This window comes from Notoacmeibacter ruber (assembly GCF_003668555.1).
GTDB lineage: Bacteria > Pseudomonadota > Alphaproteobacteria > Rhizobiales > Rhizobiaceae > Notoacmeibacter > Notoacmeibacter ruber.
Window position 1 is genome coordinate 932,872 of record NZ_RCWN01000001.1, and the last position, 23,103, is coordinate 955,974.

At 60.0% G+C, this 23,103-nt stretch carries 19 protein-coding genes; 10 read left to right on the plus strand and 9 right to left on the minus strand.

Annotated features, from left to right (window positions below; all coding sequences use genetic code 11):
• Positions 1–66 precede the first annotated feature (66 nt).
• Together D8780_RS04375 and maiA are read left to right on the plus strand one after the other, a co-directional pair.
• Positions 67–774 (plus strand): fumarylacetoacetate hydrolase family protein, encoded by a 708-nt coding sequence (locus D8780_RS04375; RefSeq protein WP_121644524.1) that lies wholly within the window; start codon positions 67–69, stop codon positions 772–774.
• Positions 771–1,433 (plus strand): maleylacetoacetate isomerase, encoded by a 663-nt coding sequence (gene maiA, locus D8780_RS04380; RefSeq protein WP_121644525.1) that lies wholly within the window; start codon positions 771–773, stop codon positions 1,431–1,433. The genes D8780_RS04375 and maiA overlap by 4 nt, the downstream gene beginning before the upstream one ends.
• A gap of 40 nt (positions 1,434–1,473) precedes the next feature.
• Here the strand turns inward: maiA and D8780_RS04385 are convergent, their stop codons facing one another.
• Complete coding sequence (locus D8780_RS04385; RefSeq protein ID WP_121644526.1) at positions 1,474–2,112, minus strand: NrsF family protein; 639 nt, start codon at positions 2,110–2,112, stop codon at positions 1,474–1,476.
• Positions 2,109–2,666 carry a sigma-70 family RNA polymerase sigma factor gene (locus D8780_RS04390; RefSeq protein ID WP_121644527.1) on the minus strand — a complete coding sequence of 186 codons (558 nt, stop codon included), beginning with the start codon at positions 2,664–2,666 and terminating at the stop codon, positions 2,109–2,111. The genes D8780_RS04385 and D8780_RS04390 overlap by 4 nt, the downstream gene beginning before the upstream one ends.
• Positions 2,667–2,819: 153 nt before the next feature.
• Here D8780_RS04390 and D8780_RS04395 point away from each other — a divergent pair, with 153 nt between their 5' ends.
• A complete protein-coding gene (locus D8780_RS04395) occupies positions 2,820–4,067 on the plus strand; it encodes an NAD(P)/FAD-dependent oxidoreductase (protein WP_121644528.1) in 1,248 nt (415 codons plus the stop codon).
• A gap of 10 nt (positions 4,068–4,077) precedes the next feature.
• Here D8780_RS04395 and folD read toward each other — a convergent pair whose 3' ends face one another.
• Positions 4,078–4,971, minus strand: a complete 894-nt coding sequence (folD, locus tag D8780_RS04400) for a bifunctional methylenetetrahydrofolate dehydrogenase/methenyltetrahydrofolate cyclohydrolase FolD (protein WP_121644529.1) — start codon at positions 4,969–4,971, stop codon at positions 4,078–4,080.
• 133 nt (positions 4,972–5,104) lie between these two features.
• Here folD and D8780_RS04405 point away from each other — a divergent pair, with 133 nt between their 5' ends.
• Positions 5,105–6,385, plus strand: a complete 1,281-nt coding sequence (locus D8780_RS04405) for a glycerate kinase type-2 family protein (RefSeq protein ID WP_121644530.1) — start codon at positions 5,105–5,107, stop codon at positions 6,383–6,385.
• A gap of 169 nt (positions 6,386–6,554) precedes the next feature.
• On the plus strand, positions 6,555–8,801 hold the full coding sequence (locus tag D8780_RS04410) for an AGE family epimerase/isomerase (protein ID WP_245412259.1): 2,247 nt from the start codon (positions 6,555–6,557) through the stop codon (positions 8,799–8,801).
• Here D8780_RS04410 and D8780_RS04415 read toward each other — a convergent pair.
• On the minus strand, positions 8,768–10,123 hold the full coding sequence (locus D8780_RS04415; RefSeq protein WP_121644531.1) for an O-antigen ligase family protein: 1,356 nt from the start codon (positions 10,121–10,123) through the stop codon (positions 8,768–8,770). The two genes, D8780_RS04410 and D8780_RS04415, sit on opposite strands and share 34 nt — an antisense overlap.
• Before the next feature lie 171 nt (positions 10,124–10,294).
• Between D8780_RS04415 and D8780_RS04420 the strand changes: the two genes are divergently transcribed.
• The 5 genes from D8780_RS04420 to D8780_RS04440 all read left to right on the plus strand — a co-directional run bounded on the left by D8780_RS04420 (position 10,295) and on the right by D8780_RS04440 (position 16,288).
• Positions 10,295–11,317 (plus strand): NAD-dependent epimerase, encoded by a 1,023-nt coding sequence (locus D8780_RS04420; protein ID WP_121644532.1) that lies wholly within the window; start codon positions 10,295–10,297, stop codon positions 11,315–11,317.
• Between the two features lie 130 nt (positions 11,318–11,447).
• Positions 11,448–12,752 (plus strand): UDP-glucose dehydrogenase family protein, encoded by a 1,305-nt coding sequence (locus D8780_RS04425; protein ID WP_121644533.1) that lies wholly within the window; start codon positions 11,448–11,450, stop codon positions 12,750–12,752.
• 429 nt (positions 12,753–13,181) lie between these two features.
• The gene (locus D8780_RS04430; RefSeq protein WP_121644534.1) at positions 13,182–14,828 is read left to right on the plus strand and encodes a tyrosine-protein kinase domain-containing protein; all 1,647 of its coding nucleotides are present in this window, start codon (positions 13,182–13,184) and stop codon (positions 14,826–14,828) included.
• Positions 14,825–15,052, plus strand: coding sequence for a hypothetical protein (locus D8780_RS04435; protein WP_121644535.1), 228 nt, complete (start codon positions 14,825–14,827; stop codon positions 15,050–15,052). Before D8780_RS04430 ends, D8780_RS04435 begins: the two co-directional genes overlap by 4 nt.
• Before the next feature lie 219 nt (positions 15,053–15,271).
• Positions 15,272–16,288 carry a KpsF/GutQ family sugar-phosphate isomerase gene (locus D8780_RS04440; protein ID WP_245412260.1) on the plus strand — a complete coding sequence of 339 codons (1,017 nt, stop codon included), beginning with the start codon at positions 15,272–15,274 and terminating at the stop codon, positions 16,286–16,288.
• A gap of 49 nt (positions 16,289–16,337) precedes the next feature.
• Here the strand turns inward: D8780_RS04440 and D8780_RS04445 are convergent, their stop codons facing one another.
• Genes D8780_RS04445 through D8780_RS04465 form a run of 5 tightly spaced genes read right to left on the minus strand, consistent with a single transcriptional unit; the run spans position 16,338 to position 22,931 of the window.
• Positions 16,338–17,756: an L-serine ammonia-lyase gene (locus D8780_RS04445; RefSeq protein WP_121644536.1), complete on the minus strand. Its 1,419-nt coding sequence runs from the start codon at positions 17,754–17,756 to the stop codon at positions 16,338–16,340.
• Between the two features lie 60 nt (positions 17,757–17,816).
• Entirely contained in the window at positions 17,817–18,362 is a 546-nt protein-coding gene (locus D8780_RS04450) for a sarcosine oxidase subunit gamma (protein ID WP_121646360.1), read from the minus strand.
• Between the two features lie 14 nt (positions 18,363–18,376).
• Complete coding sequence (locus D8780_RS04455; protein ID WP_121644537.1) at positions 18,377–21,370, minus strand: sarcosine oxidase subunit alpha; 2,994 nt, start codon at positions 21,368–21,370, stop codon at positions 18,377–18,379.
• Positions 21,367–21,666, minus strand: a complete 300-nt coding sequence (locus tag D8780_RS04460; protein ID WP_121644538.1) for a sarcosine oxidase subunit delta — start codon at positions 21,664–21,666, stop codon at positions 21,367–21,369. The genes D8780_RS04455 and D8780_RS04460 overlap by 4 nt, the downstream gene beginning before the upstream one ends.
• Positions 21,667–21,677: 11 nt before the next feature.
• A complete protein-coding gene (locus tag D8780_RS04465) occupies positions 21,678–22,931 on the minus strand; it encodes a sarcosine oxidase subunit beta family protein (protein WP_121644539.1) in 1,254 nt (417 codons plus the stop codon).
• Between the last annotated feature and the right edge of the window lie 172 nt (positions 22,932–23,103).

The window sequence follows — 23,103 nt, forward strand, 5'->3', positions numbered from 1 at the left end:
AGTCAGCGGGGGAACAATGCTGATCGACAGGCCGCATTTTCACGGCTTTTCCAAGAGGGTGTTGCTGTGACTGAATTCGTGATCGACGTGCCGGAGACGCCCTCGGTGGCCGTTGCAGGAACCGATTCGCGCTTTCCCGTTCGTCGTATTTTCTGTGTCGGCCGGAACTACGCCGCCCATGCACGGGAAATGGGAAACGATCCGGATCGTGAGCCGCCGTTCTTCTTCACCAAGCCCGCGGATGCGGTGGTCGACGCAGGCCGAAGCGAAAACGCTGTCATTCCTTATCCGCCGGAGACCGAAGATCTCCATTATGAAGTCGAGCTGACCGTCGCGATCGGCAAGGGCGGCCGTAACATCGCACCGGATCGGGCTCTCGATCATGTTTTCGGATACGCTGTGGGCCTCGATCTGACGCGGCGCGACCTGCAGGCTGCCGCCAAGAAGATGGGCCGGCCCTGGGACTGTGCGAAGGGGTTCGATCGCTCCGCCCCCCTTGCGCCGATCCAGCCCGCCGGCGGATATGATCCGGCGCGGGGGCGCATCTGGCTGTCCGTCGATGGCGAGACGAAACAGGAGGCCGATCTCGCCGATCTGATCTGGCCGGTCCGAGATGTCATCGCGATCGTCAGCCAGTCGATGGAATTGCAGCCCGGAGACCTGATCATGACGGGAACGCCGGCAGGGGTCGGGGCGGTTGTCGCTGGCCAGCGCCTCGAAGGAGGCGTAGACGGGCTGGAGGAGATCGTCATAACTATCGGAGATCGCGAATGAGCGGTAAGACCGCAGATTATGTCCTTCACGGCTATTTTCGCTCGTCCACCAGCTTTCGTACGAGAATAGCGCTCAATCTCAAGGACATCGCCTACGATCAGGTCACCTATAATTTGCGCGCGGGCGAACAGCGCTCCGAAGGTTATCTGCAACGCAACAGGCAGGGGCTGGTGCCTGCGCTTCAGTTGCCGGACGGCTCCCATCTGAACCAGTCCTTGGCAATCATTGAATGGTTGGACGAAACCCATCCAGAACCGCCTTTGCTGCCGCAAGACGCGCAGCAGCGCGCACGGGTCAGAAGTCTTTCCCATGCCGTCGCTCTCGACATTCATCCTTTGAACAATCTGCGCGTCCTGAACCGGCTCCGCAGCCAGTTCGACGCCGATGACGAGGCGGTCAAGGAGTGGTTTCAACACTGGGTCGGTCTGGAATTTTCGGCGCTTGAAAGGCGGCTTTCCAGCGAAGCCGAAACGGGTAAGTTCTGCCACGGCGACACGGTCACGATGGCCGATATCTGTCTTGTCGCGCAGTCGGTCAACAATCGACGCTTCGAGGTGGATGAAGAGCCTTATCCCGTCATCCGCCGGATCGTGGAGACCTGCCTGAAGCTGGAAGCGTTCGAACGTGCGCTGCCCGCAAACCAGCCCGACGCCGGCTGAGGCCGGACGCCTTTTCCGACGTCTCCACTTTAAAAGCGCGTCACCAGCGCAGGAAAAGCCGACCTGCCAGGCCGCCGAGACCCGTGACGGCTGCGACAGAGACGCCATACCAGACCGCTAGAAAGAAGGGTGAATCATCCGGGCAATGCGCGGCGTACAGGAACGTCGCGACCGCACCGCTGAAAAGCCCCGCCATTGCGCCGGACAGGATCGGGCGGACGGACGCTCTTTGCCGTATCGCCGCCACGACGATGCCGAGAAGCGGCAGGGCGAGTAGAAAGACCGAGAGAGCACAGGCCGCCGGATTGCTGCCCATGAGGCGATTGGACCATCGCGCGGGAGGAATGACCATCATTTCAATGCCTATTCCGAGCAGGAGAACGACCAGCCCGAAGCCGAGCCATCCGATATGGCGAAGCGGTCGGCCGGTCGGGTCCGCCGTTTCGATGACGAGACGCAAGGCCGCCGCCGCCAAAAGCGCGGCGACGAGCGGTTTGAGGAGAAAGCCGTAATCCCCTGAAACCGCAGCCAGATCCGGACGGACGGCGAAAATGCTGAACATCAGGCCGCTTCCGACCAGTAAAGTCGCGCCAATGACGAACAGCCAGGGCAGGGGCTTGCCTGGCCCGTTGCGCCGGGCATCCTGTGCCAGTCCTTCGATAACGTCTTCGGTCTTCATTCCTTCTCGTCCCCGAAACGTTTTCTGATGGAAGCGAGGCCCCGATGGAAAGCCACACGCACAGCGCCTTCGCTGATCCCGAGTTGCCGAGCCGTGTCCGGGATGCTGCGGCCGTTGAGCGAGATTTCCGTCACGACCTGCCGCGACCGTCCGCTCAATTCGCCGACTGCCCGTTCCAGTTCGTGGTCGAGAATGACCGGCTCCGCCTGATGATCGCTCAGTACTGCCTCGAAATCGGCAATGTCCAAATGGAGATGCCGTTTATTGGCACGCCAATAATCGATGGCCTTGTAACGCGTTATGGCAAACAGCCAGGCGGCGACCGGTTTGTGAGGCTGCCAGCTATGCCGCTTTTTATGGACGGCGATCAGGACATCCTGCACCACATCTTCAATATCGGCAGCTTGGCCTGCTCCCATTTTGCCACGCAGGAACGCGCGCAGGACTTTGGAAACTTCATCCAGAAAGCGCCGGTATGCGTGAACATCGCCGTTGAGCGCCGACACGAAAAGGCCATCTAGATCGGGTGGTGGGGGCGGCGCGGTCAACTGCATATCCTCCATTCGAGGCATCGCGGCCCGATGTTACAGAAGAGCGGTCCGGTTTGACAGGTCGACGGAGCGTAGCGGCCTTCGGTCCGGGGCTGCCATTGTCGCTCATCGGGAAAATCGCTAAGCCGACCGCCGCGGAACGCAGAGAGGTAATCCATGTCCGACAGGCAAACCATCATCATTGTCGGCGCCGGCCAGGCGGGGGCCCAGCTTGCGGCCAGCCTTCGGCAGGAAGGATATGTCGGAGATGTCGTGCTCTACGGCGATGAGCCTGGCTTGCCCTATCAGCGCCCGCCGCTTTCCAAGACCTACATGAAGGAGGGAAATCCCGACCGTCTTCTTCTGCGAGGGGAGAGCTTCTTTGAGGACAATGACATCGAGCTGCACAGCGGCACGAAGATCGCCTCGATCGACCGGCCGGCGAAGAAGGTCGTTCTCGAGAACGGTTCGCGGCGGAGATATGACCATCTCGTTCTGGCGACGGGAGCAACGAACCGCACGCTTCCCATTCCCGGGATCGATCTCGACGGCGTTCTCGAATTGCGCACGCTCGCCCATGCCGAGGATATACGCGGCCGCATTGCCGAAGCACGGCAGGTGGCGATTATCGGCGGCGGCTTCATCGGGCTGGAATTTGCCGCCATGGCGCGTGGGCTCGGTGCCGAGGTGGCGGTCTTCGAGATGGGCGATCGCGTAATGGCCCGTGCGGTCGCCCCCGAAACAAGCGCCTATTTCGAAGATTTTCATCGGTCGATCGGCGTTGATCTGCACCTTCAAACCGGGGTGAGCGAGATCATCGATGCAGGCGATGGAAAGGTTGGCGGTCTGATCCTGAGCGATGGCAGACGCGTGGAAGCGGACCTCGTGCTTGTCGCGGCGGGCGTCGTGGCGTCAGACGGTCTCGGACGGGAGGCCGGACTGCCGGTCGAGAATGGAATCATCGTCGATGACGTTCTTCAGACGGCTGATCCGTCGATCAGTGCGATCGGTGACTGTGCAGCGTTCACGCATCCGCTGGGGGAGGGACGCATGCGCATTGAGTCGGTTCAGAATGCGACGGATCAGGCGCGAACCGTCGCCGCACGCCTTGCCAAGGGCCACAGTGACGACGGCCATCCACCCTATTCGGGTTTTCCGTGGTTCTGGAGCGATCAGGCAGATCGCAAGCTCCAGATCGCTGGATTGACTGCGGGGGCCGACGAGCGCGTTGTTCGGCACAATGAACGCGGCGGCTTTCTGGTCCATTGTTTTCGAGACGGACGCTATATCGGCCTGGAAACCGTCAATGCACCCGGCGACCATCTTATGGCGCGGCGTCTTCTTGCAGCGGGTATCGAGCTTGATCGGGCCACGCTTGAAGAGGCCGATTTCGACCTGAAGAGCTTCAAGGACCGCCTGAAGTAGGAAGCGCGGCCTAGACCGTCAGCCCTTTCGGCTCCGGCAGGCCATGGGTGCGGCAGGCGGCGGTCAGCGTGTTGACGAGCAGGCAGGCGATCGTCATCGGGCCGACACCGCCCGGCACTGGCGTAATCGCTCCGGCGCGCGGAGACACGCTCTCGAAATCGACATCGCCCACGAGACCGGTCTTGCCGTCCGGCTTCTCAATACGGTTGATGCCGACATCGATCACGGTCGCGCCTTCCTTCACATAGTCGCTCGTGATCATTTTCGTGCGACCGACAGCTGCGACAAGAATATCCGCCTGCCGGCAGACAGCCTGCAGATCTTTCGTTCGGCTATGCGCGATGGTGACGGTGCAGCTTTCCCGCAGGAGAAGCTGGGCCATCGGTTTTCCGACGATATTGGAGCGGCCGACCACCACCGCGTTCAGGCCCGATAGCGAGCCATGGAGATCGCGGAGCATCATGAGGCAGCCAAGCGGTGTGCAAGGCACCATCGCCTCCTGGCCCGTTGCGAGGCGTCCAACGTTCTGAATGTGAAAGCCGTCGACGTCCTTCTCGGGCGCGATCGCATTGATTACCAGCGATTCATCGAGATGGCCGGGCAGCGGCAGTTGAACGAGAATACCATTCACGGACGGGTCGGTATTCAATTGCTCGATCAGTGCAAGCAGTTGCTCCTGGCTCGTTTCCGCCGGAAGTTTGTGCTGGAAGGAGTGCATGCCCGCCTCGACGGTCTGCTTGCCCTTGTTGCGCACATAGATTTCGCTGGCGGGATTATCGCCCACCAGAACGCAGGCCAGACCGGGTGTGATCCCGCTTTCTTCCTTGAGTCTTGCAACATGATCGGCAACGCGTGCCCGCACTCCGGCCGCGAACAATTTGCCATCGATGATTGTCGCCGTCATCGGGCGTGATCCTCGATCTGTTTTCAGAAGACGCGCCTATGGCACGGCCGCCGCGGGCTTAACAACCACCTGACAGCTAGAAACAGCGAATCTGCGCACCATTTGGACAAAGAAGAGAGATCGGGGACGGTGAATGGAGATGACGAAGGGCATCGAGGCTCTGCGGCAGGACGCGAGAGATCTTTTTCAGGCCGGTGTCGAGGCCGCCGATCCGGGACCAGCGACGGCCCGTGCACTCGACGATTACAGAAATCAGATCGATGAGGCGCAGTCGCTCACGCTGCTCGCGCTCGGCAAGGGGGCGGTGGCGATGGCCGAGGCGGCTCTGCCAGTGCTCAGAAGCAAACTGCGTCGCGGCGTGATCGTCACCACGGAGATGGCCGCCCGTCCAGTCGCCGATCTCAAGGTGATCAGTGCAGGTCACCCGGTGCCGAACGGTGGCAGCCTTGCCGGCGGAGAAGCGTTGGCCGAAGCTGCGTCCGAGGCCGGGGAGGGCGAACTGGTTGTCGTCCTCATCAGCGGTGGCGGATCCGCCCTCGCAGTCGCGCCTGCGGAGGGGCTGGAGCTGGCTGACAAAATCGCGCTCAATGAGGCTCTGTTGAAATCGGGCGCGGATATCGTCGAAATGAACGCCATGCGCTCCGCGGCGTCTCGCCTGAAAGGCGGCGGCCTGGCCCGTCTCGCTCATCCGGCGAAAGTGCTCAGTCTCATTCTGTCTGACGTGCCGGGCGATGATCCTGCCGTAGTCGCAAGCGGGCCAACTGCCGTTGACCGGCGCAACGCAAGAGCGCTGGAGGCTGCGGTGGATAGGCTTCGGATGTCAGGCTTTCCCTCCGATAAGCTCGAACTGATCCAACATGCCGTGCATGAGAGCGATATTATGCCCGAGGTGATCAATCGGATCGTCGGCAGCAATGAAATCAGCCTCGAAACGGTAGCGCAGCGCGCGGCTGAGAGCGGATGGGGGGTGGAGATTCTCGATCGCTGGCTGGATGGCGATGTCGAGGAGGCCGCACGCCGATTTCTCGCTGCGGCTCGAGCGTCCGAGAAGAAGGATCATCCCATTGCTATCCTTGCTGGCGGTGAGACATCCGTCACTGTTTCGGGTGAAGGACGCGGCGGACGCAATCAGGAACTGACGCTCCATTTTGCACGCCTTTGTCAGGATGGAAGAATCGATCGCCCCTGGTGCTTTCTCAGCGGTGGGACCGATGGCCGGGATGGCCCGACAGATGCGGCGGGTGGCGTCGTCGACGCGGCCACATGGGATCGGATTGAGCGGAGCGGCGCGGATGCAGAGGCTCTTTTGGCGGATAATGATTCGCACAGGGCGCTTGCGGCAGCGGGAGATCTTCTCGTGACAGGCTCCACCGGCACGAATGTCGCCGATATCCAGATTCTTCTTCTGAAATAAATCGGACACGGGTCAGCGCATCGGAAGATGCTTAGGGATCGACGGTCTCTTAGTTAATGGTCTTGCGGGTGATTGGCACAGATCAACTTAAGGATGATAAGAATTTCACGGCCCTTGCGCGAGTATAGGGAGGTCGTGCCGTATCTTATCCGGGAGGGACAACCAATAGATGCCGACTCCACCACCGATCACCTGTTTCGTCATGAGCGGAGGAATCGGCTCGCGGCTCTGGCCTCTTTCAAGAGAGGATAATCCCAAGCAGTTTCATGATCTGGCCGGCAATGGCTCGATGCTGATGAGCACAGTTCGACGCGGCCTTGATCGAACAGCAGGCGCGTCTTCGGTCTATCTGATCGGCAGCGAACGGCATGCTGGGCGTGTACAGGAGCAGCTATCCGCTTTGGATCTGAAGGGCGGGCAAGCGATTTTCGAACCCGTCGGCCGCAATACCGCCGCGGCCGTTGCCCTCGCAGCGCAGGTCACACTGGAACAGCGCGGCGACGGTCTCTGTCTCGTCATGCCTTCCGACCATGTCATCGAAACCACCGCGCAATTCTGGCAGACGGTGGAAGAGGGCGTGCCTGCCGCCGAAATCGGGCAGGTCGTCGTCTTCGGCATTCGTCCGACCGCGCCGGAAACGGGTTTCGGTTATATCGAGGTCGGAGAAGGGTCCGATGGTGCCGTCCGGGCGGTTCGGCGCTTCGTCGAGAAACCGGACGAGGCCACCGCAAGAACCTATCTCGATGCTGGCAATTTTTTCTGGAATGCCGGCATATTCCTGTTCCGGGCCTCCGTCATGCATGAGGCGTTCCAGAAGCATCGCCCTTCGATCTGGGAGGGCGTTGAACGCGCTCTTCACGGTCGTTGCGAGGAGGACGGGGCAATCTTTCTGCCCGAGAGCCTGTACGAGACGCTGGAGAACGATTCGATCGACTATGCCGTGATGGAACGCTTCGATCGCATATCTCTCGTCGAAGCCGGTTTCCGGTGGAACGATCTGGGCTCTTGGAGCGCTCTTCTGGATGTCGCGGCGACGGATGACCGCGGCAATGTCGTCTCCGGGGACGTTCTCGCCATCGACTGCGACCACTGCTATCTGCGGAGCCACGGGCGGCTCGTTTCTGCCGTCGGTCTGAAGGACACGGCCGTCATCGCAACGAGCGATGCCATCTTCGTCGCCCCCGTCGCCAAAAGTCAGAACGTCAAGAATGTCGTCTCCGAACTTGAGCGATCCGGACGGTTGGAAGCCCGCTTCACCCCTTCTCCCGATAAGGTCATTGAGGCCGGCGCGCACCGGCAAAGGGCGTGGCAATGGTTGTTCGGCGAGGCCTTGCCGCTCTGGTGTGAAAAGGGCGTGGACCGTATCCATGGCGGGTTTCATGAAAGTCTGACCTTCGCCGGCGAACCGACCGGGGCCGACAGGCGCATGCGGACAATGGCGCGGCAGACCTATGCGTTCTGTGTGGCCAGTGACGAAAGCTGGGACGGCCCCGCGCGCGATCTGATCGATCACGGACTGAGTTTCATGAAGAACGGACGAACGGACCGGGGCGGCTGGAGCGCTGTCCTATCACCCAAAGGCGAGGTGATCGATCCGACCGAAGATTTCTACGATACCGCCTTCGTACTGTTTGCCCTGGCTCACGCGCATCGATGCGGCCATCCGGACGCGCTGGAGCTAGGCAACGAGACATTTCATTTCCTCGAAAATCATCTCGAAGACACGTCTCTACGGGGGTTTCTGGAGGCGCCGGGCGGCAAGCGGGTCAGGCGGTCCAATCCGCATATGCATATGCTCGAGGCTCTTCTCGCCTGGCACCAGGCAACAGGGGACCGTACTTATTTGCGACAGGCCAGCCGTATCGTCGACCTGTTTCGCAGCGCCTTCTTCGACACCGAAAGCTGGACGCTCGGCGAATATTTCGATGATGATTGGCGCCCCGCCGAAGGCGAAGACGGCCAATGGACCGAACCGGGCCATCATTTCGAATGGGCCTGGCTCCTTATCGGTTTCGCCGATGCCTCGGGGCAGAACGATCTGCGGGAAATCGCGCGGAGGCTTTACGCGACCGGGACCGCCTATGGGCTGAACCGCTGGACGGGCCTCGCCTACAATGCGGTCAGCCGGCGAGGCTTGCCGCTCGACCGTAATTCACGTGCATGGCCGCAAACGGAGATCATCAAGGCCGCCATCGCGCTCGACCATGCCGGCGGGCCTGACATGCGCCCGGAAGTGGAGGAGCGGGTGGCGCGTCTTTTCCGCTGGCACCTGGATCCTGCGCCAAACGGCATGTGGATCGATCTGGTCGGAGAAAAAGGCGCCGTAGCCACACAGGACGTTCCAGCTTCCATTTTCTACCACCTGATCTCGGCGCTGATGCTCTATCTGGGGTCGAATGCCAGGTCCGGCCCATGATCGGTTTGGGCCGTCGCTTTCGCCGAACGGAGATTATCCCCACCCGTTTGATTGGCCAGGAATGTCGCAACCATCAGCGCACACAGGGCCAGCGGATAGGGGGCGAAGAGCGAACCGCCGAGCAGCGAGTTTGCGAAGATACAGGCAATACCGGCAATGGCTGGCAAAGCCCGGTCGTCCTGTTCCCGCAAGGCTTGTAGCATCCGCCAGAAAAGTACGGCGACGAGCGTCCAGATGGCCAGGCTGCCGACCAATCCCACGCTGAAGAGATTTTGAACGATGCTGTTATGAGCCTGCGCGACGAAGCTGCCGACGATTGGGCCGATATTGACTTCGCCGTACCCGAGCAAGGGCGCTCTGGTCCAATGCTCCAGAAGCGTGAGCCAGATGGCGATGCGTCCGGAATCCATACGTCCCAAGCGGGAAAAGAAGAGGAAATTGGTATCGTCAGGCGGCGGCAAGAGCGCGGCAAGCCCATAGCCGGCGACACAGACGATCAGAAGTGTCGGCAGCATGCGCCACAGACGAAAGCCCGGGGAGAAAAGCACAAGCACAGCGACTGTCGCGGCGACGCTCAGTAACGTGCCGCGGCTGCCCGTGTAGAAACTAAAGACGCTGAGTATGGCTGTAAGCCCGACAATCACCGCATATCTGCGGTCGAGGTAGGGATGACGGACCGCCCATGCGAGAAGGATGGCAATGGCGGGCGCAACAAAATGGCTGGTATAACGAATGTTGACAAAGCCCAGAACGACTGTGCCAAGGCGCTCGAATTCCTGTTGATCGGAATAGACCAAAGTAAAAAGAACGACGTAGCCGAGAGCGGCCGCGACCACCGTCATCGCAGTCGTTCGATTGGTCAGAGCTAGGTGCCGGTTTCTGATGCCGATATAGATGGCTGCGCCAAAAGCCACCAATACAGACCATCGGACAAGACTCGATACTGCGCCCGCGTCGGCCTGCAAGATCGTGTGCCACCCCTGGACGCCAAGCGGCACAAGGGCCAGCAGAAACAGCGCGTCGAGACCCCAGCGCCGAGGCGACGTCCGCACTGTCCCGGAAAGAATGATCACACAGAGTTGCAGCACCAAGACGATGCCCAGCTGTTCGTTGCCCGGATTGGTCAGGGGGCCGTGCCCCGGCCAAAACAGGTAACTGAATAGGAGTGGTAGAGACGCCAGAGCAAAGCAGACCGCAAGGGCGTGCAGCTTTGAGGGTGCGATGGCAGTCGGCCGCACGAGGTTATTGCTTTGATCGGACATTCGGCTCGGTCTTTCTTTACCGACTGATCCTAGGCGCGAGCTGTTAAGGAAGATTTTCATCCTCTGCGTTTGTGGCCTGCGATGTTTTTACGCCCTTGGCGAGCCCGGCTGTAGCGCCATACGGGCTATGCTGTTAGATCGTCTCTCAATCTTGGTCGATCGGTGAGACCGGGCGGGCAACCCTGTCACGCCAGGCCACATCGCGGCTTTCGCTTTGATGGAGTATGAGACTTGAAGGTCCTCGTTACCGGAACCGCCGGCTTTATCGGGTTTCACACCGCAATCCGGCTGCTCGAGCGAGGCGACAGTGTTGTCGGTTTCGATGTCGTGAACGATTACTATGATGTCGCGCTGAAGGAAAAGCGGCTGGAGATACTGGCAGACAAGGCGCGCGGGACCAACGCCGGCTACAGCTTTATCCGTGCAAATCTGGCGGACCCCTCGGCGGTGGGCCGCGCCTTCGAAGAGCATCGTCCTGACCGTGTCATCCATCTGGCAGCCCAAGCAGGCGTTCGCTACAGTCTGGAAAATCCGCAAGCCTATGTGGAAAGCAATCTCACCGGCTTCACCAATATACTGGAAGCGTGCCGCGCCTTCGAAGTGGAGCATCTGACCTATGCTTCGACCTCATCGGTCTACGGAGCCAACAGGACGATGCCGTTTTCGGAACACCACGACGTCGATCACCCGCTGCAGTTCTACGCCGCCACCAAGCGCGCCAATGAACTGATGGCCCACGCCTACAGTCATCTGTTCCGCCTGCCGACAACAGGCCTCCGCTTCTTCACCGTTTACGGACCGTGGGGACGCCCGGACATGGCGCTCTTCCTCTTCACGCGGAAGATTCTGGAAGGCGAGGCCATTCCGGTTTTCAACCACGGCAATCACACGCGTGACTTCACTTATGTCGATGATATCGTCGAAGGGGTCGTCCGCGTTAACGACACGCCGGCAGAGGCCGATCCTGACTGGGACGCGCATCAGCCCGATCCCGCCTCTTCGGATGCGCCGTTTCGGATCTATAATATCGGCAACAACGCGCCGGTGAAGCTGATGGAGTATATCGAGGCCATCGAAGAGGCGCTGGGCATCAAGGCCAAACTTGACCTTCTGCCGCTGCAGCCGGGAGATGTGCCCGATACCTATGCGGATGTTCGCGAACTCGCCGATGCCGTTGATTATCGTCCCCAGACGCCCGTGAAAGAGGGTGTTCGCAGATTCGTTGACTGGTATCGCGGTTATTACGATGTGTGAGCCCTCGCGGCGGTCAGAATAAGCTCCAAGGCAAAAGCGGGATAGGCAATCCTGAAGGGAAGACAAGGCGGGCGGTTGGCGCTAAAAGCCGCGCCACAAGACGAGTAGAAATCCAGCAAGAGGATTTGGCATGCGTGTTGCCATGATCGGAGTGGGCTATGTGGGTCTGGTCTCTGGAACCTGTTTCGCCGATTTCGGGCACGATGTCGTCTGTATCGACAAGAATGCCGAGCGTATCGAGAAGCTTCATCAAGGCATAATGCCGATCTACGAGCCGGGTCTGGACGTATTGGTCGCCAATAACGTCAAGGCAGGCAGATTGTCTTTCACGACGGAGCTCGCCAAGCCCGTTGCCGAGGCGGATGTCGTGTTCATCGCCGTCGGCACACCGAGCCGACGCGGCGACGGGTATGCCGATCTGACCTATGTCTATGCCGCCGCGGAGGAAATCGCGAAACATCTTCGGGACTTCACGGTGGTGGTGACAAAATCGACCGTGCCGGTCGGGACGGGAGACGAGGTCGAGGCGATTATTCGCAAGGTCAACCCCGAAGCGGATGTCGAGGTTGTTTCGAACCCAGAATTCCTGCGGGAAGGGGCGGCGATCGAGGACTTCAAGCGTCCCGACCGCGTCGTTGTGGGGGTCTCTTCGGAGCGGGCCGAAGAGATGATGCGCGAGCTTTACCGCCCTCTCTACCTCAACGAGACGCCACTGGTTGTCACGGACCGCCGAACCTCCGAGCTCATCAAATATGCCGCCAATGCCTTTCTGGCGACGAAGATCGGTTTCATCAACCAGATGGCGGATCTGTGCGAAGCCGTGGGCGCTGATGTTCAGCAGGTTTCGCGCGGTATCGGACTGGATAAGCGCATCGGGCCCAAATTTCTTCATGCCAGCCCGGGCTATGGCGGTTCCTGTTTTCCGAAGGACACGCTGGCCCTGTCGCGCACCGCGGCGGATGCCGGCCACCCGGTCACGATCGTCGATGCGGTGATTTCATCGAACGATGAGCGGAAGGCTGCAATGGCGGAGCGTATTCGGCAGGCGGCCGGGGGCTCCCTCGAGGGCAAGACGGTCGCCGTGTTGGGGTTGGCCTTCAAACCGAACACGGACGACATGCGCGATGCGCCGTCTCTGGTGATCGTGCCGGCAATGCAGAAGATGGGGGCGTCCGTCCGGGCCTTCGACCCTGAGGCCATGGAGGAGGCAAAGGCCCATTTCGACGGTGTGTTTTATGCATCCGATACGTATGATGCTTTGAGCGGAGCGGATCTGGCCGTCATCCTGACCGAATGGAATCTGTTCCGCGCATTGGACCTGGAGCGCGTTGCAGCATTGCTTGGCGACAAGACGCTGATCGACCTGCGCAACATTTATCGGCCTTCGGAAGTTCGATCGAATGGTCTGACATATCACTCGATAGGGCGCCCCTGACCGAAAGGCCGGGGAGCGGGTGCGAATCGTGGCTTGATAGGGCCAGACTGAAACGCCCCTCTCGCGAAGGGATAGGACAATTTCATCTTTCGCGGCCGCGCGCGAAGGATCGACTGCGCAATGGACTGATATCTGTTGTGTAGTTCGATCAAACTATCGACAATTTAAGAAATATTGCGGCGACAGGGCGCATTCTTCTGCATAGAAGGAGCGCAGTGGTCTCACTGGCACCACATTTTTAATTACGAATCGGGCCGCTTCGGCTTTACTGGGGAGTAGGCGAAGCGAATTCGGGGACTTAGCCATACAGTTCGGATATGAAGAGTGCATACTGTCGCCGAAGGTGCTTCAGACCTTGCATTGGACCAATTCGGGCGGTGTGAAATGGAAGTGCGGCAAGATTAATCCGCATTCTTCTGGAGAGTGGAAATGCTTCAGAGACATATAGCCAGCGCCGATCATTCGGGGGCTAATCTGCCGGCTGAAGTCGCTTATGGTGCGCCCGCCGGCACGCTTGATATGGAGGAAGAGAAGCGGATCGATCTCTTGGCATTGCTGGGATATGTTATCCGCTGGCGCTGGTTGATCGCGATTTTTCTGCTGGCCGGCCTTCTTCTTGGTCTCGCCTATTCGGTGATCGCCCCGAAAATGTACCAGGCGACCGCGCGTCTGGAACTGACCATGCCGATGATTGTTGAGGGAGGAGTTGTGTCCTCTTCGAGGGATCGGCTGACACTGATGAATGCTCTTGAGCACGTTAAAAGCTCTAGAGTGGGACAGCGCTTGGTCACGCAGCTCAATCTCGCTCAAAATGACGAGTTTTTGCGCCTTGAAGGCAATCCTAGTCTTTCTAAAATCTTGCGGCGCGCCTTCGGCATAGGGGGGAGGGACCTCTCTTCCATGTCGGAGGAGAGACTTGAAAGGCTCGCGCTGGGTAAATACAAAAGCATTGTCAATCCGGTCGCCAAACGCGACACCAGTATTATCGACATTCATGTTCGCTTCCCCGATCCGGAAATGGCAGCGCTGATCGCGAATGGTGCAGCGCAGGTCTACGCCAATCAGATCCGCGAATTCGCCGTCGTATCCAGTCCTCAGCCCCTTGGGGCGGAGATTCTCGAGAGGGCAGTCGCCCCAGGAGCGGCCTATGCTCCGCAAAGAACACTAAGCGTTCTCGTGACGCTTGTTCTTGCGGGTCTGGCGGCTGCGGCGACGATCTTTCTAATGGAGTTGATGAACAACAAATTCATGACGCCGGAACAGGTGGAGAGCGAACTGAATGTACCGATTCTCGGTGTTATTCCGTTTTTCAAACCGGCCGATCGCACCTCTCGCGATCTCGACTCGCCGACCTCTGCAATTTCCGAAGCGTATCGATCGTTGCGTACGAATCTGACGTTCTTAAGCTCCAATGGAGCGCCCCGCACAGTCGCGATTACCTCGACGGAAGCGGCGGAAGGTAGTTCGTCGGTGGCCCGGAAGCTTGCTCAGGATTTTTCTGCGCTCGGTCTCAATATTTTGCTGATCGACTGTAATCTGCGGTATCCTAAACAGCATTTCCTTTTCGGTATCGAGAATTTGACCGGGCTTTCCGATCTGCTATCCAATAACGACGATGATGTCAGTCTCTCGAGCCTGTTAAACGGGAAAAATGATGGTAGGTCCGCTGCCAAAGTGTTTCGCGAGACGAGTACGCCGGGGTTGAAATTGATGACCGCAGGCGCAATTCCCTCGAATCCCGTCGATCTGCTTGCTTCCTCTCGTATGAGCAAGCTCGTTGCTGCATTGAGCGACCACTTTGACCTGATTATCTTCGACTGCCCGCCCATCTTGGGGCTCGCCGATGCGCCGTTGATTTCGCGTCTTGCAGAAGGAACCGCCATGGTGGTTTCGCAAAAGCAGGTCGCAAGAAAATCCGCGGTTCATGCGGCCCTACGTATTCGCCGGGTCAACGGCCGAATTTTTGGTGCAGTTTTTAATAAGTATGATGCCGGACGGTCCGAGGGATATCCAAGTCATCACCGGATTTTATACGATTATGGTGGGTGTCAAGGCGCTGATAGCGAGAACATTTGATTTTTTGGCATAATGGAAGCCGCTCGTTTTTAGCCAATGGCGGGATCTGTGTCGCCGCTGCACCGGTCACGAGCCTTCCTGACTTCAACAAGGAAGCCGCTTACGGGCAGACAATCGTCGGTGTTAACCCGGTTTTCCTTCTTGGTGGCGCAATCATAACCGCCGGCATCGCGTCGACCGTAACGTCGGCGCTTGATGACGATGATGACGATGCCAGCGATTGATACCTGGCGCTGAAGGTCTTTCGAGAGGCGGCCATCGGGCCGCCTTTTTTGTTGGCGCTTTTCCCCAAGTCTGGCTGACGATCATCTGGCAGAGAGGCCGGCGGGACGGTTTTGCCAAAATGATGCGGCTGCTTTATGCGCCTGTCGTAAGGGCGCATCGAACGCATGCGCGATTCAGAAGCTTCAAATGGCGAAGGCCGAACTTTTTTGAGGGCGAAAATGACGATGGCCGAACAGCAGATGAGCGATCGCACGGATGTGGCGGAGACCGAAAGCCTCGCTAAGGTAGGGCGCTTGACGATAGCGGTCGAGATCGCAGGGCTTCAACATCTGCAGGATTCATTATCCGATGAATTTGCGCAAGTTGTTGCCAAAATTCGCGACTGTCCGGGCCGCGTGATCGTTGTCGGTGTCGGAAAATCGGGCCATATCGGTAACAAGATCGCGGCGACCTTTGCATCGACCGGCACGCCGGCTTTCTTTGTGCATGCTGCCGAAGCTGCGCATGGCGACCTCGGCATGATCGAACAGAACGATGTTGTTCTCTGCTTGTCCAATTCCGGTGAGAGCGCTGAATTCAAACCGATCCTGCAGTTTTGCCGGCGGTTTTCGATCACGATGATTGCGATGACCTCCGCGCCGCACTCGTCGCTGGGCAGGTACGCCGATCTGCTATTGCTTCTGCCCAAAGCAGAGGAGGCATGTCCTATGGGGCTAGCCCCGATGACATCGACCACCATGATGCTGGCCATGGGGGATGCTCTGGCGTCCGCGCTGATGCGGTCGAAGGGCTTCGCCCGCGACGATTTCGCCAAGTTTCATCCGGCCGGCAAGCTGGGCGCACAGCTTCTGCGGCTGCGCGAAGTGATGGAGATGTATCCCGATCGCGTGAAGTTGCCGACTGTCGACCTCGCCACCCCCATGAGGGACGTCATCGCGACGATAACCGCCGGCCGTTGCGGCTTGACCGCTGTCACGGACGCCGATGATGTCATCGTCGGCGTGGTCACGGACGGCGATTTGCGGCGAGCGCTGACCGGAAGGGAGAGCTTCGACAAGACCGCCGAGCAGATGATGACCCGCGATCCGATTTCGATCGATATTGAGAGCCTGGCCGTCGAAGCCCTGAACCTCTGTCACAACAAGCGTCTCGGCGCCGTCTTTATTCGCGACGAATCGGGCGCAGTCGTTGGCGCGGCCCACCTGAAGGACCTGCTGGAGCTTGGTATCGCCTAAGGCGCTTTCGCGGATCGGTTCGTGTCGAGACTTCGACGAAACGCCGACATCAGCATTCCGGAAGGTTGACCGCGATCCCGCCGCGTGAGGTTTCCTTGTAGCTGTCATTCATGTCGCGACCGGTCTGCAACATCACGCGAATACAGTTGTCGAGCGGCATGAAGTGCGTTCCGTCACCGCGTAATGCCAGTGCGGCGGCAGAGACCGCCTTGATTGCACCGAGCGCATTGCGTTCGATGCACGGCACCTGAACCAGTCCGCCCGCCGGGTCGCATGTCATGCCGAGATGATGTTCGAGGGCGATTTCAGCCGCATTCTCGATCTGTGCATTGGTTCCGCCAAGAGCTGCGCAAAGGCCGGCCGCCGCCATCGCTGCCGCACTGCCGACTTCGCCCTGGCACCCGACTTCTGCCCCGGAAATGGAAGCATTTGCCTTGATAATGCCGCCGATCGCCGCGGCCGTCAGGAGAAAGTCGCGGTGCAGCTTGACGGAGAGCCCTCCGCAATGGTCCTGCCAGTAGCGCAGGACAGCAGGCAATGTGCCCGCAGCGCCATTCGTGGGGGCGGTAACCACCCTGCCGCCAGCCGCGTTCTCCTCGTTGACAGCCATGGCATAGACACTCAGCCATTCATTGGCGACATGCGGCATCTGCTGGTTGGTAAAGCGCTCGGCCTCGAGTTTTTCGTGAATGTCTCTGGCCCGCCGCCGGACCTTCAATCCGCCGGGGAGAATCCCCGTCTCGGTCAGGCCCCTTTGGATACATCCATTCATCGCATCGGCAATCGCGTCGAGACGCTCATCCAGCTCCTCCTCGCTTGTTCCGCGCGCTTTTTCGTTGGCGCGTTTCATGGCGGCGATGGAAAGACCCGAAGCCTGGCCCATGGCGAGCATCTCGTCGGAAGACAGGAAGGGGTAGGGGACCTTGACCTCTGGTTGATCGGAGGGGCCAGCCGGAGACCCCTCTTCCTCCTGGGCATCGAACTCAGTTTCGCTCAACACGAATCCGCCGCCGACCGAATAATAGGAGCTGACAAGTAGCGGGCTGCCAGCGTCGTCGACGGCGCGGAAGATCATGCCGTTGGCATGGCGCTCGAGGGGCGGTCCATAATCGAAGACCAAGTCGCCTTCCGGATCGAAACGGATCGGCGGAAGTCCATCGACGTGAAGCTGTTTGCTTTCATGCAGGCGGGCGATCAAAGCCTCGGCCTCGTCGGGGTCGAGGGTTTCCGGTTCCTGGCCAAGAAGTCCGAGCCAGACGGCCCGGTCGGTCGCATGGCCCTTGCCCGTAAAAGCGAGCGACCCATGGAGGGAAACCTGGATAGCGGCCGGCTTATCGTCGTCTCCTGCAGAAGCACTGTACGTCCGTAGCTCCGCCAGGAAACGGCTGGCCGCGACCATCGGCCCCATCGTGTGGGACGATGATGGTCCGATGCCGTGTTTGAAGATTTCGAAGACGGAGATGAACATGGCCTCACCGCAGCTTGCACGAACAGAACAACTGCGGAGGAGAAAATCCTTCGCAGAGGATCAGAGACCGGCGCGAAGCTCCGCCTGGCCGATATGCAGAAGCTCCACCGCATGCGGAGCGAAAGAGCGCCATATATCCATGCGAAAACGCTGCTCACCGTCACGCCAGAGGATAACCGAGGCATTGTCGAATATGGTTCGTACGGCAGCGCCGACGGGCAGTCGCTCGAGGTCACGCGGGCAACCCATCGACAGCAGTGTCAGCGCATCCGGTCCATCGAGCATGACGGACAGTTCGCGGTCACTGATATTGCTCAGGCTATGCGGCGTCGTTTCATAAATCGCGGCGAGGGCCGATCCGATATTGCCTGCTTCGCTTTCCGGCGCTGTGACAAGCCACTCATCGGGCCCGAGGCAAAGTACGTCGCGTTCACCGACAGATTCCCGTCGGCCGATCTTCTGCGGCAGTTCAACCCCGAGCGCACGGCCCAGTTCATCGATCGACTCAGCCCGGGCGCGAAGCGAGAAGCGGGCTTGCGGCGGCAACGTCTCCACGCGGGTGGAGCCTTGCACCGTCTTCATTTCATTCTGCGTGTCGAGACTCATGGCATCCATCCGTTTCAGAGCTTCACACGCTCGCCTTCGGGGTCGTAGAAGGTGGTCGACGTTATGGTGGCGCGGTGCACACCGTCCGGCATCGGCACGTAAACCGTTTCGCCCATTTTCGTCCGTCCATCCTCGATGAGAGCCATGGCGATCGACCGGCCGAGCGCGGCACTACGATAGGACGACGTAACGTGGCCGAGCATCTTCATCGGTTTCGGCTGGTCCGGGTCGGCGACGATCTGTGCGCCTTCGTCCAGCTTGATGGTGCCGTCCTCCGTTTGCAGGCCGACCAGCTGCTTGCGGCCGTCGGCCACGAGGTCGGGCCGCTTCAAAGAACGCATGCCGACAAAGTCCAGCTTCTTCTTTCCGACGGCCCAGCCGAGTCCGGCATCGTCCGGCGTCACGGTGCCGTCAGTATCCTGCCCGACGATGATGAAACCTTTCTCCGCACGCAGCACATGCATGGTTTCCGTCCCGTAGGGGCAGATGTCGTACGGCTTGCCCGCTTCCATCAGAGCTTCCCAGACCTGGCGGCCATAGCGTGCGGGCACGTTTACCTCAAAGCCCAGTTCGCCTGTGAAGCTGAGGCGGAACAGACGGGCCGGAACACCGGCCACGGTGCAGTCGGCAACCGACATGTGCGCGAACGCATCCGCCGAGACGTCCAGCCCCTCGACAAGAGGCTCTAGAACCTTGCGGGCATTTGGCCCGTTCAGGGCGATGACGGCCCACTGTTCTGTGGTCGAGGTCAGCCAGACCTTCAGGTCAGGCCATTCGGTCTGGAGATAGTCCTCCATCATGTTGAGAACGCGCGCCGCTCCGCCCGTGGTGGTGGTCACGTGGAACATGTCGTCGCTGAGACGACCGATCACACCATCGTCGCGCACATAGCCATCTTCGCCGAGAAGGACGCCGTAGCGCGTACGACCGGGCGCCAGCTTCGTCCACGGATTGGTATACATGCGGTTCATGAATTCGGCGGCGTCGGGCCCTACAACCTCGATCTTGCCGAGGGTGGATGCATCGAAAATACCGACCGATTCACGGGTGGCGGCGCATTCGCGCGAGACGGCCGCCTCCATGTCTTCACCCGCTTGGGGGAAATACCAGGCACGGCGCCATTGCGAGACCGGCTCGAACACCGCGCCGTTTTCTTCCGCCCAGCTATCGATCGGCGTCTTTCGGGTCACTTCGAAGTGCGAGCCGCGATGATAACCGGCGAAGGTGCCGAATGTCGTCGGCGTATAGGGCGGGCGGAAGGTTGTCAGGCCGACCTGCGGCGGCGATTTTCCGAGCGCCTCCGATGCGATGAGGAGACCGTTAATGTTCGACAGCTTGCCCTGGTCCGTCGCCATACCGTTCGTAGTGTAGCGCTTGACGTGCTCGATGGACTTCATGCCTTCGCGCACGGCTAGGCGGATGTCCTTGGCCGTCACATCGTTCTGATAATCGACAAAGGACCTGGTGTGGCTCGGCTTCTTGTCATTGGGCAGTTCATCGACATTGACCCCGCCACCCGTCCGATCGGCTTCGACAGGGTAGGGGCTGCGTTGCGGCTCGAGGCCCAGTGCCTCGGCTACGTTCGCACCAGCGTCCGAGCCGTCGGAAAGAACGGCTTCATAGCCCCAGAGGCCACGGCCAGCACCGGCAATCTCGCACTCTTCGGACTTGCGATCCGGCAGGAACGCGCCGCCTTCCGGATCCCATTTGAGCGTGCCTTTCGTGTGCGAGAAAAGATGGAGGGAAGGTGTCCATCCGCCCGATACCAGCAGGCAATCGCACTGCAATGTCCGTCCCTCGCCGATCTTGCCATTCTTGACCGGGTTCACCTTCACGGACCGGATGCGCAGACGACCGGCGGTTTCGGTGGCAGTGTAGCCGGCAAGCACCTTGATACCGCGCCGTTCCGCTTCTGCCCGAAGATCGCTCCGTGGTTCTTCACGCGTATCGACAATCGCTTCGATCGTCGTGCCCGCATCCGCAAGATCGAATGCCGCGTACCATGCGCTGTCATGAGCGGTGAGGATGACGGCCCGATCGCCGACACGGACCCCGTAACGGTGCAGATAAGTTTGCGCCGCGCCAGCCAGCATGATGCCGGGCCGGTCATTGCCGTTGAAGACGAGAGGCTTTTCAAGCGCGCCCTGAGCAAGAACGACCTGCTTGGCCCGAACCCGCCACATACGCTCGCGCGGTGCGCCCTCCGGCACCTCGTCCAGATGGTCGGTTAGGCGTTCGGCCAGACCGATCATGTTCTGGTGGTAATAGCCGATCGCGGTCGTCCGCGTCATCAGTTTCACGCCGAGCTCGGCGAGTTCGCCAAGCGAATGATCGAGCCAGCCCCAGGCTTTCTTTCCGTCAATCGTGACGGCGGGATCGGCGAGGAGCGAGCCACCCATTTCGGGATTTTCATCGACAAGAATGACGCGTGCGCCGGCTCTGGCCGCAGAAAGGGCCGCCGCAATGCCAGCGGGTCCTGCTCCAACGACGAGCAGATCCGTATGAGCGTAGCGGGACGCGTAGGTGTCCGGATCAAGCTCTGTCGGCGGGCGGCCAAGGCCAGCCGCGGCGCGAATGACCGGCTCATAGACCTTGTCCCAGAAACTGCGCGGCCACATGAATGTCTTGTAGTAGAAACCGGCCGAGAACAGCATATGCAGGCGATCATTGATCGCGCCGACATCGAATTTGAGGTTGGGTGAACGGTTCTGGCTTTCGGTTACGAGGCCTTGCCGCAGTTCCTGAACCGTCGCGCGCGTGTTCGGCTCGAACCGGCTTTTATCGCGCGCTGTGCCGATCAGCGCGTTGGGCTCTTCCGATCCGGCGGTAAGAGGACCCCTTGGCCGATGGTATTTGAAAGAGCGGCCCATGAGATGGACGCCGTGCGCCAGGAGCGCTGAGGCGACAGTGTCGCCGCGCAGCCCGGTATAGCTCTTCCCATCGAAGGTGAAACGCACCGGAGCATCGTGGTTGACGCGGCCGGCACCCTTGACGCGATAAGCGCTCATTCGCCTGCCTCCAGCGTGGCCAGGTCCGGACGGTCTTTGCCGGCCTTGTAGGTCATCAGGAACTTGTCGCTGACCGTATCGCGGACAGCGTTAAAGAAACGGCCGCAGCCATGGATGTGGCGCCAGCGCTCGAAATGCGGCCCCTTCGGGTTGGAACGGATAAAAAGATAATCGCGCCATTCGTCGTCGGACTGGCCTGACGGGTCGGCTGGGCGGGCAATGTGCGCTTCCCCCGCATAGGCGAACTCCAGCTCCGGTAATGTTTCTTCGCAATAAGGGCAGCGGATCAGAAGCATGGGAAGTCCCTTTAATGCGCGACGGCGGCGGCTGCCGCTTCATCGATGAGGCGTCCGGTGCGGAAGCGCTCTAGAGTGAAGGGGGCGTTGATCGGGTGCGGCTCGTCCTTCGCGACGGTCCATGCCAGCGTATGGGCCGCGCCGGGCGTTGCCTTGAAGCCGCCGGTTCCCCAGCCGCAATTGACGTAGAGACCCGGCACCGGCGTCTTGCCCAAAATGGCGGAGCGATCCGGCGTCACATCGACGATGCCGCCCCATTTGCGCAGCATCCTCATGCGGGTGAAAATCGGGAAGATTTCGCAGATCGCAGCCAGAGTATGCTCGATCAGCGGCAGGCCGCCTCGCTGAGAGTAACTGGTGTACTGGTCGGTGCCCGAGCCGATGACCAGTTCGCCCTTGTCGGACTGGCTCATATAGGCGTGCACCGCATTCGACATGACGACGCATGGGAAGCACGGCTTCACCGGCTCGCTGACCAGCGCCTGAAGCGGATAGCTCTCGAGCGGCATACGAACGCCCGCCGTATCCATCAGTACGCTGGTGTGGCCTGCCGCAGAGACGGCGACCTTCTTGGCTTTGATGAAGCCCTTGGCTGTTTCCACGCCCTCGACCGAGCCGTCCGCAGCACGGCGGATCGATGTGGCCGGACAGTTCTGGATGATGTCGACGCCGCGGGCCGAGGCTGCGCGTGCATAGCCCCACGCCACGGCATCGTGACGTGCGGTGCCGGCGCGCATCTGCAGGGCTGCGCCCATGACAGGATAACGGGCATTCGGTGAAATATTCAGGGGCGGGCAGAATTCCTTGGCTTCCTCGGTCGAAAGCCAGCGATTGTCGACGCCGTTCAGGCGATTGGCATGAACGTGACGCTGAAAGCTTTGCACATCATGGACGTTATGCGCGAGCATAAGCACGCCGCGTCGCGAAAACATGACGTTGTAGTTCAGGTCCTGGCTGAGGTTCTCCCAAAGATCGAGTGCGTGATCGTAAAGCCGCGCGCTTTCATCATAGAGATAGTTGGAGCGGATGATCGTTGTGTTCCGGCCGGTATTGCCGCCGCCGAGCCAGCCCTTTTCGACCACTGCCACATTTGTAATGCCGTGCTCCTTGGCCAGATAATAAGCGGCGCCGAGACCATGGCCGCCTGCGCCGATGATGACCACATCATATTCCGGCTTCGGCTCTGCATCGCGCCATTGCACATCCCAGTCCTTATGGCCGTTCAGCGCGTTCTTCAGAAGCGAAAGGGCCGAAAAACGGGTCATGGCTTTTGTCTTTCTCTGGCCGGATGAAGGTGTGTCGATCCTTATGGAAACCGCGATGAAGCTCTTGAACTTTCACGACAGAAAACTTGTAAAAATCCGTCATGGCTACGAATAAGCCAAATGCGCGGAACCGGCGCGGCCAAGTCTTGGAGATGGATTCTTAGCCGAAAGG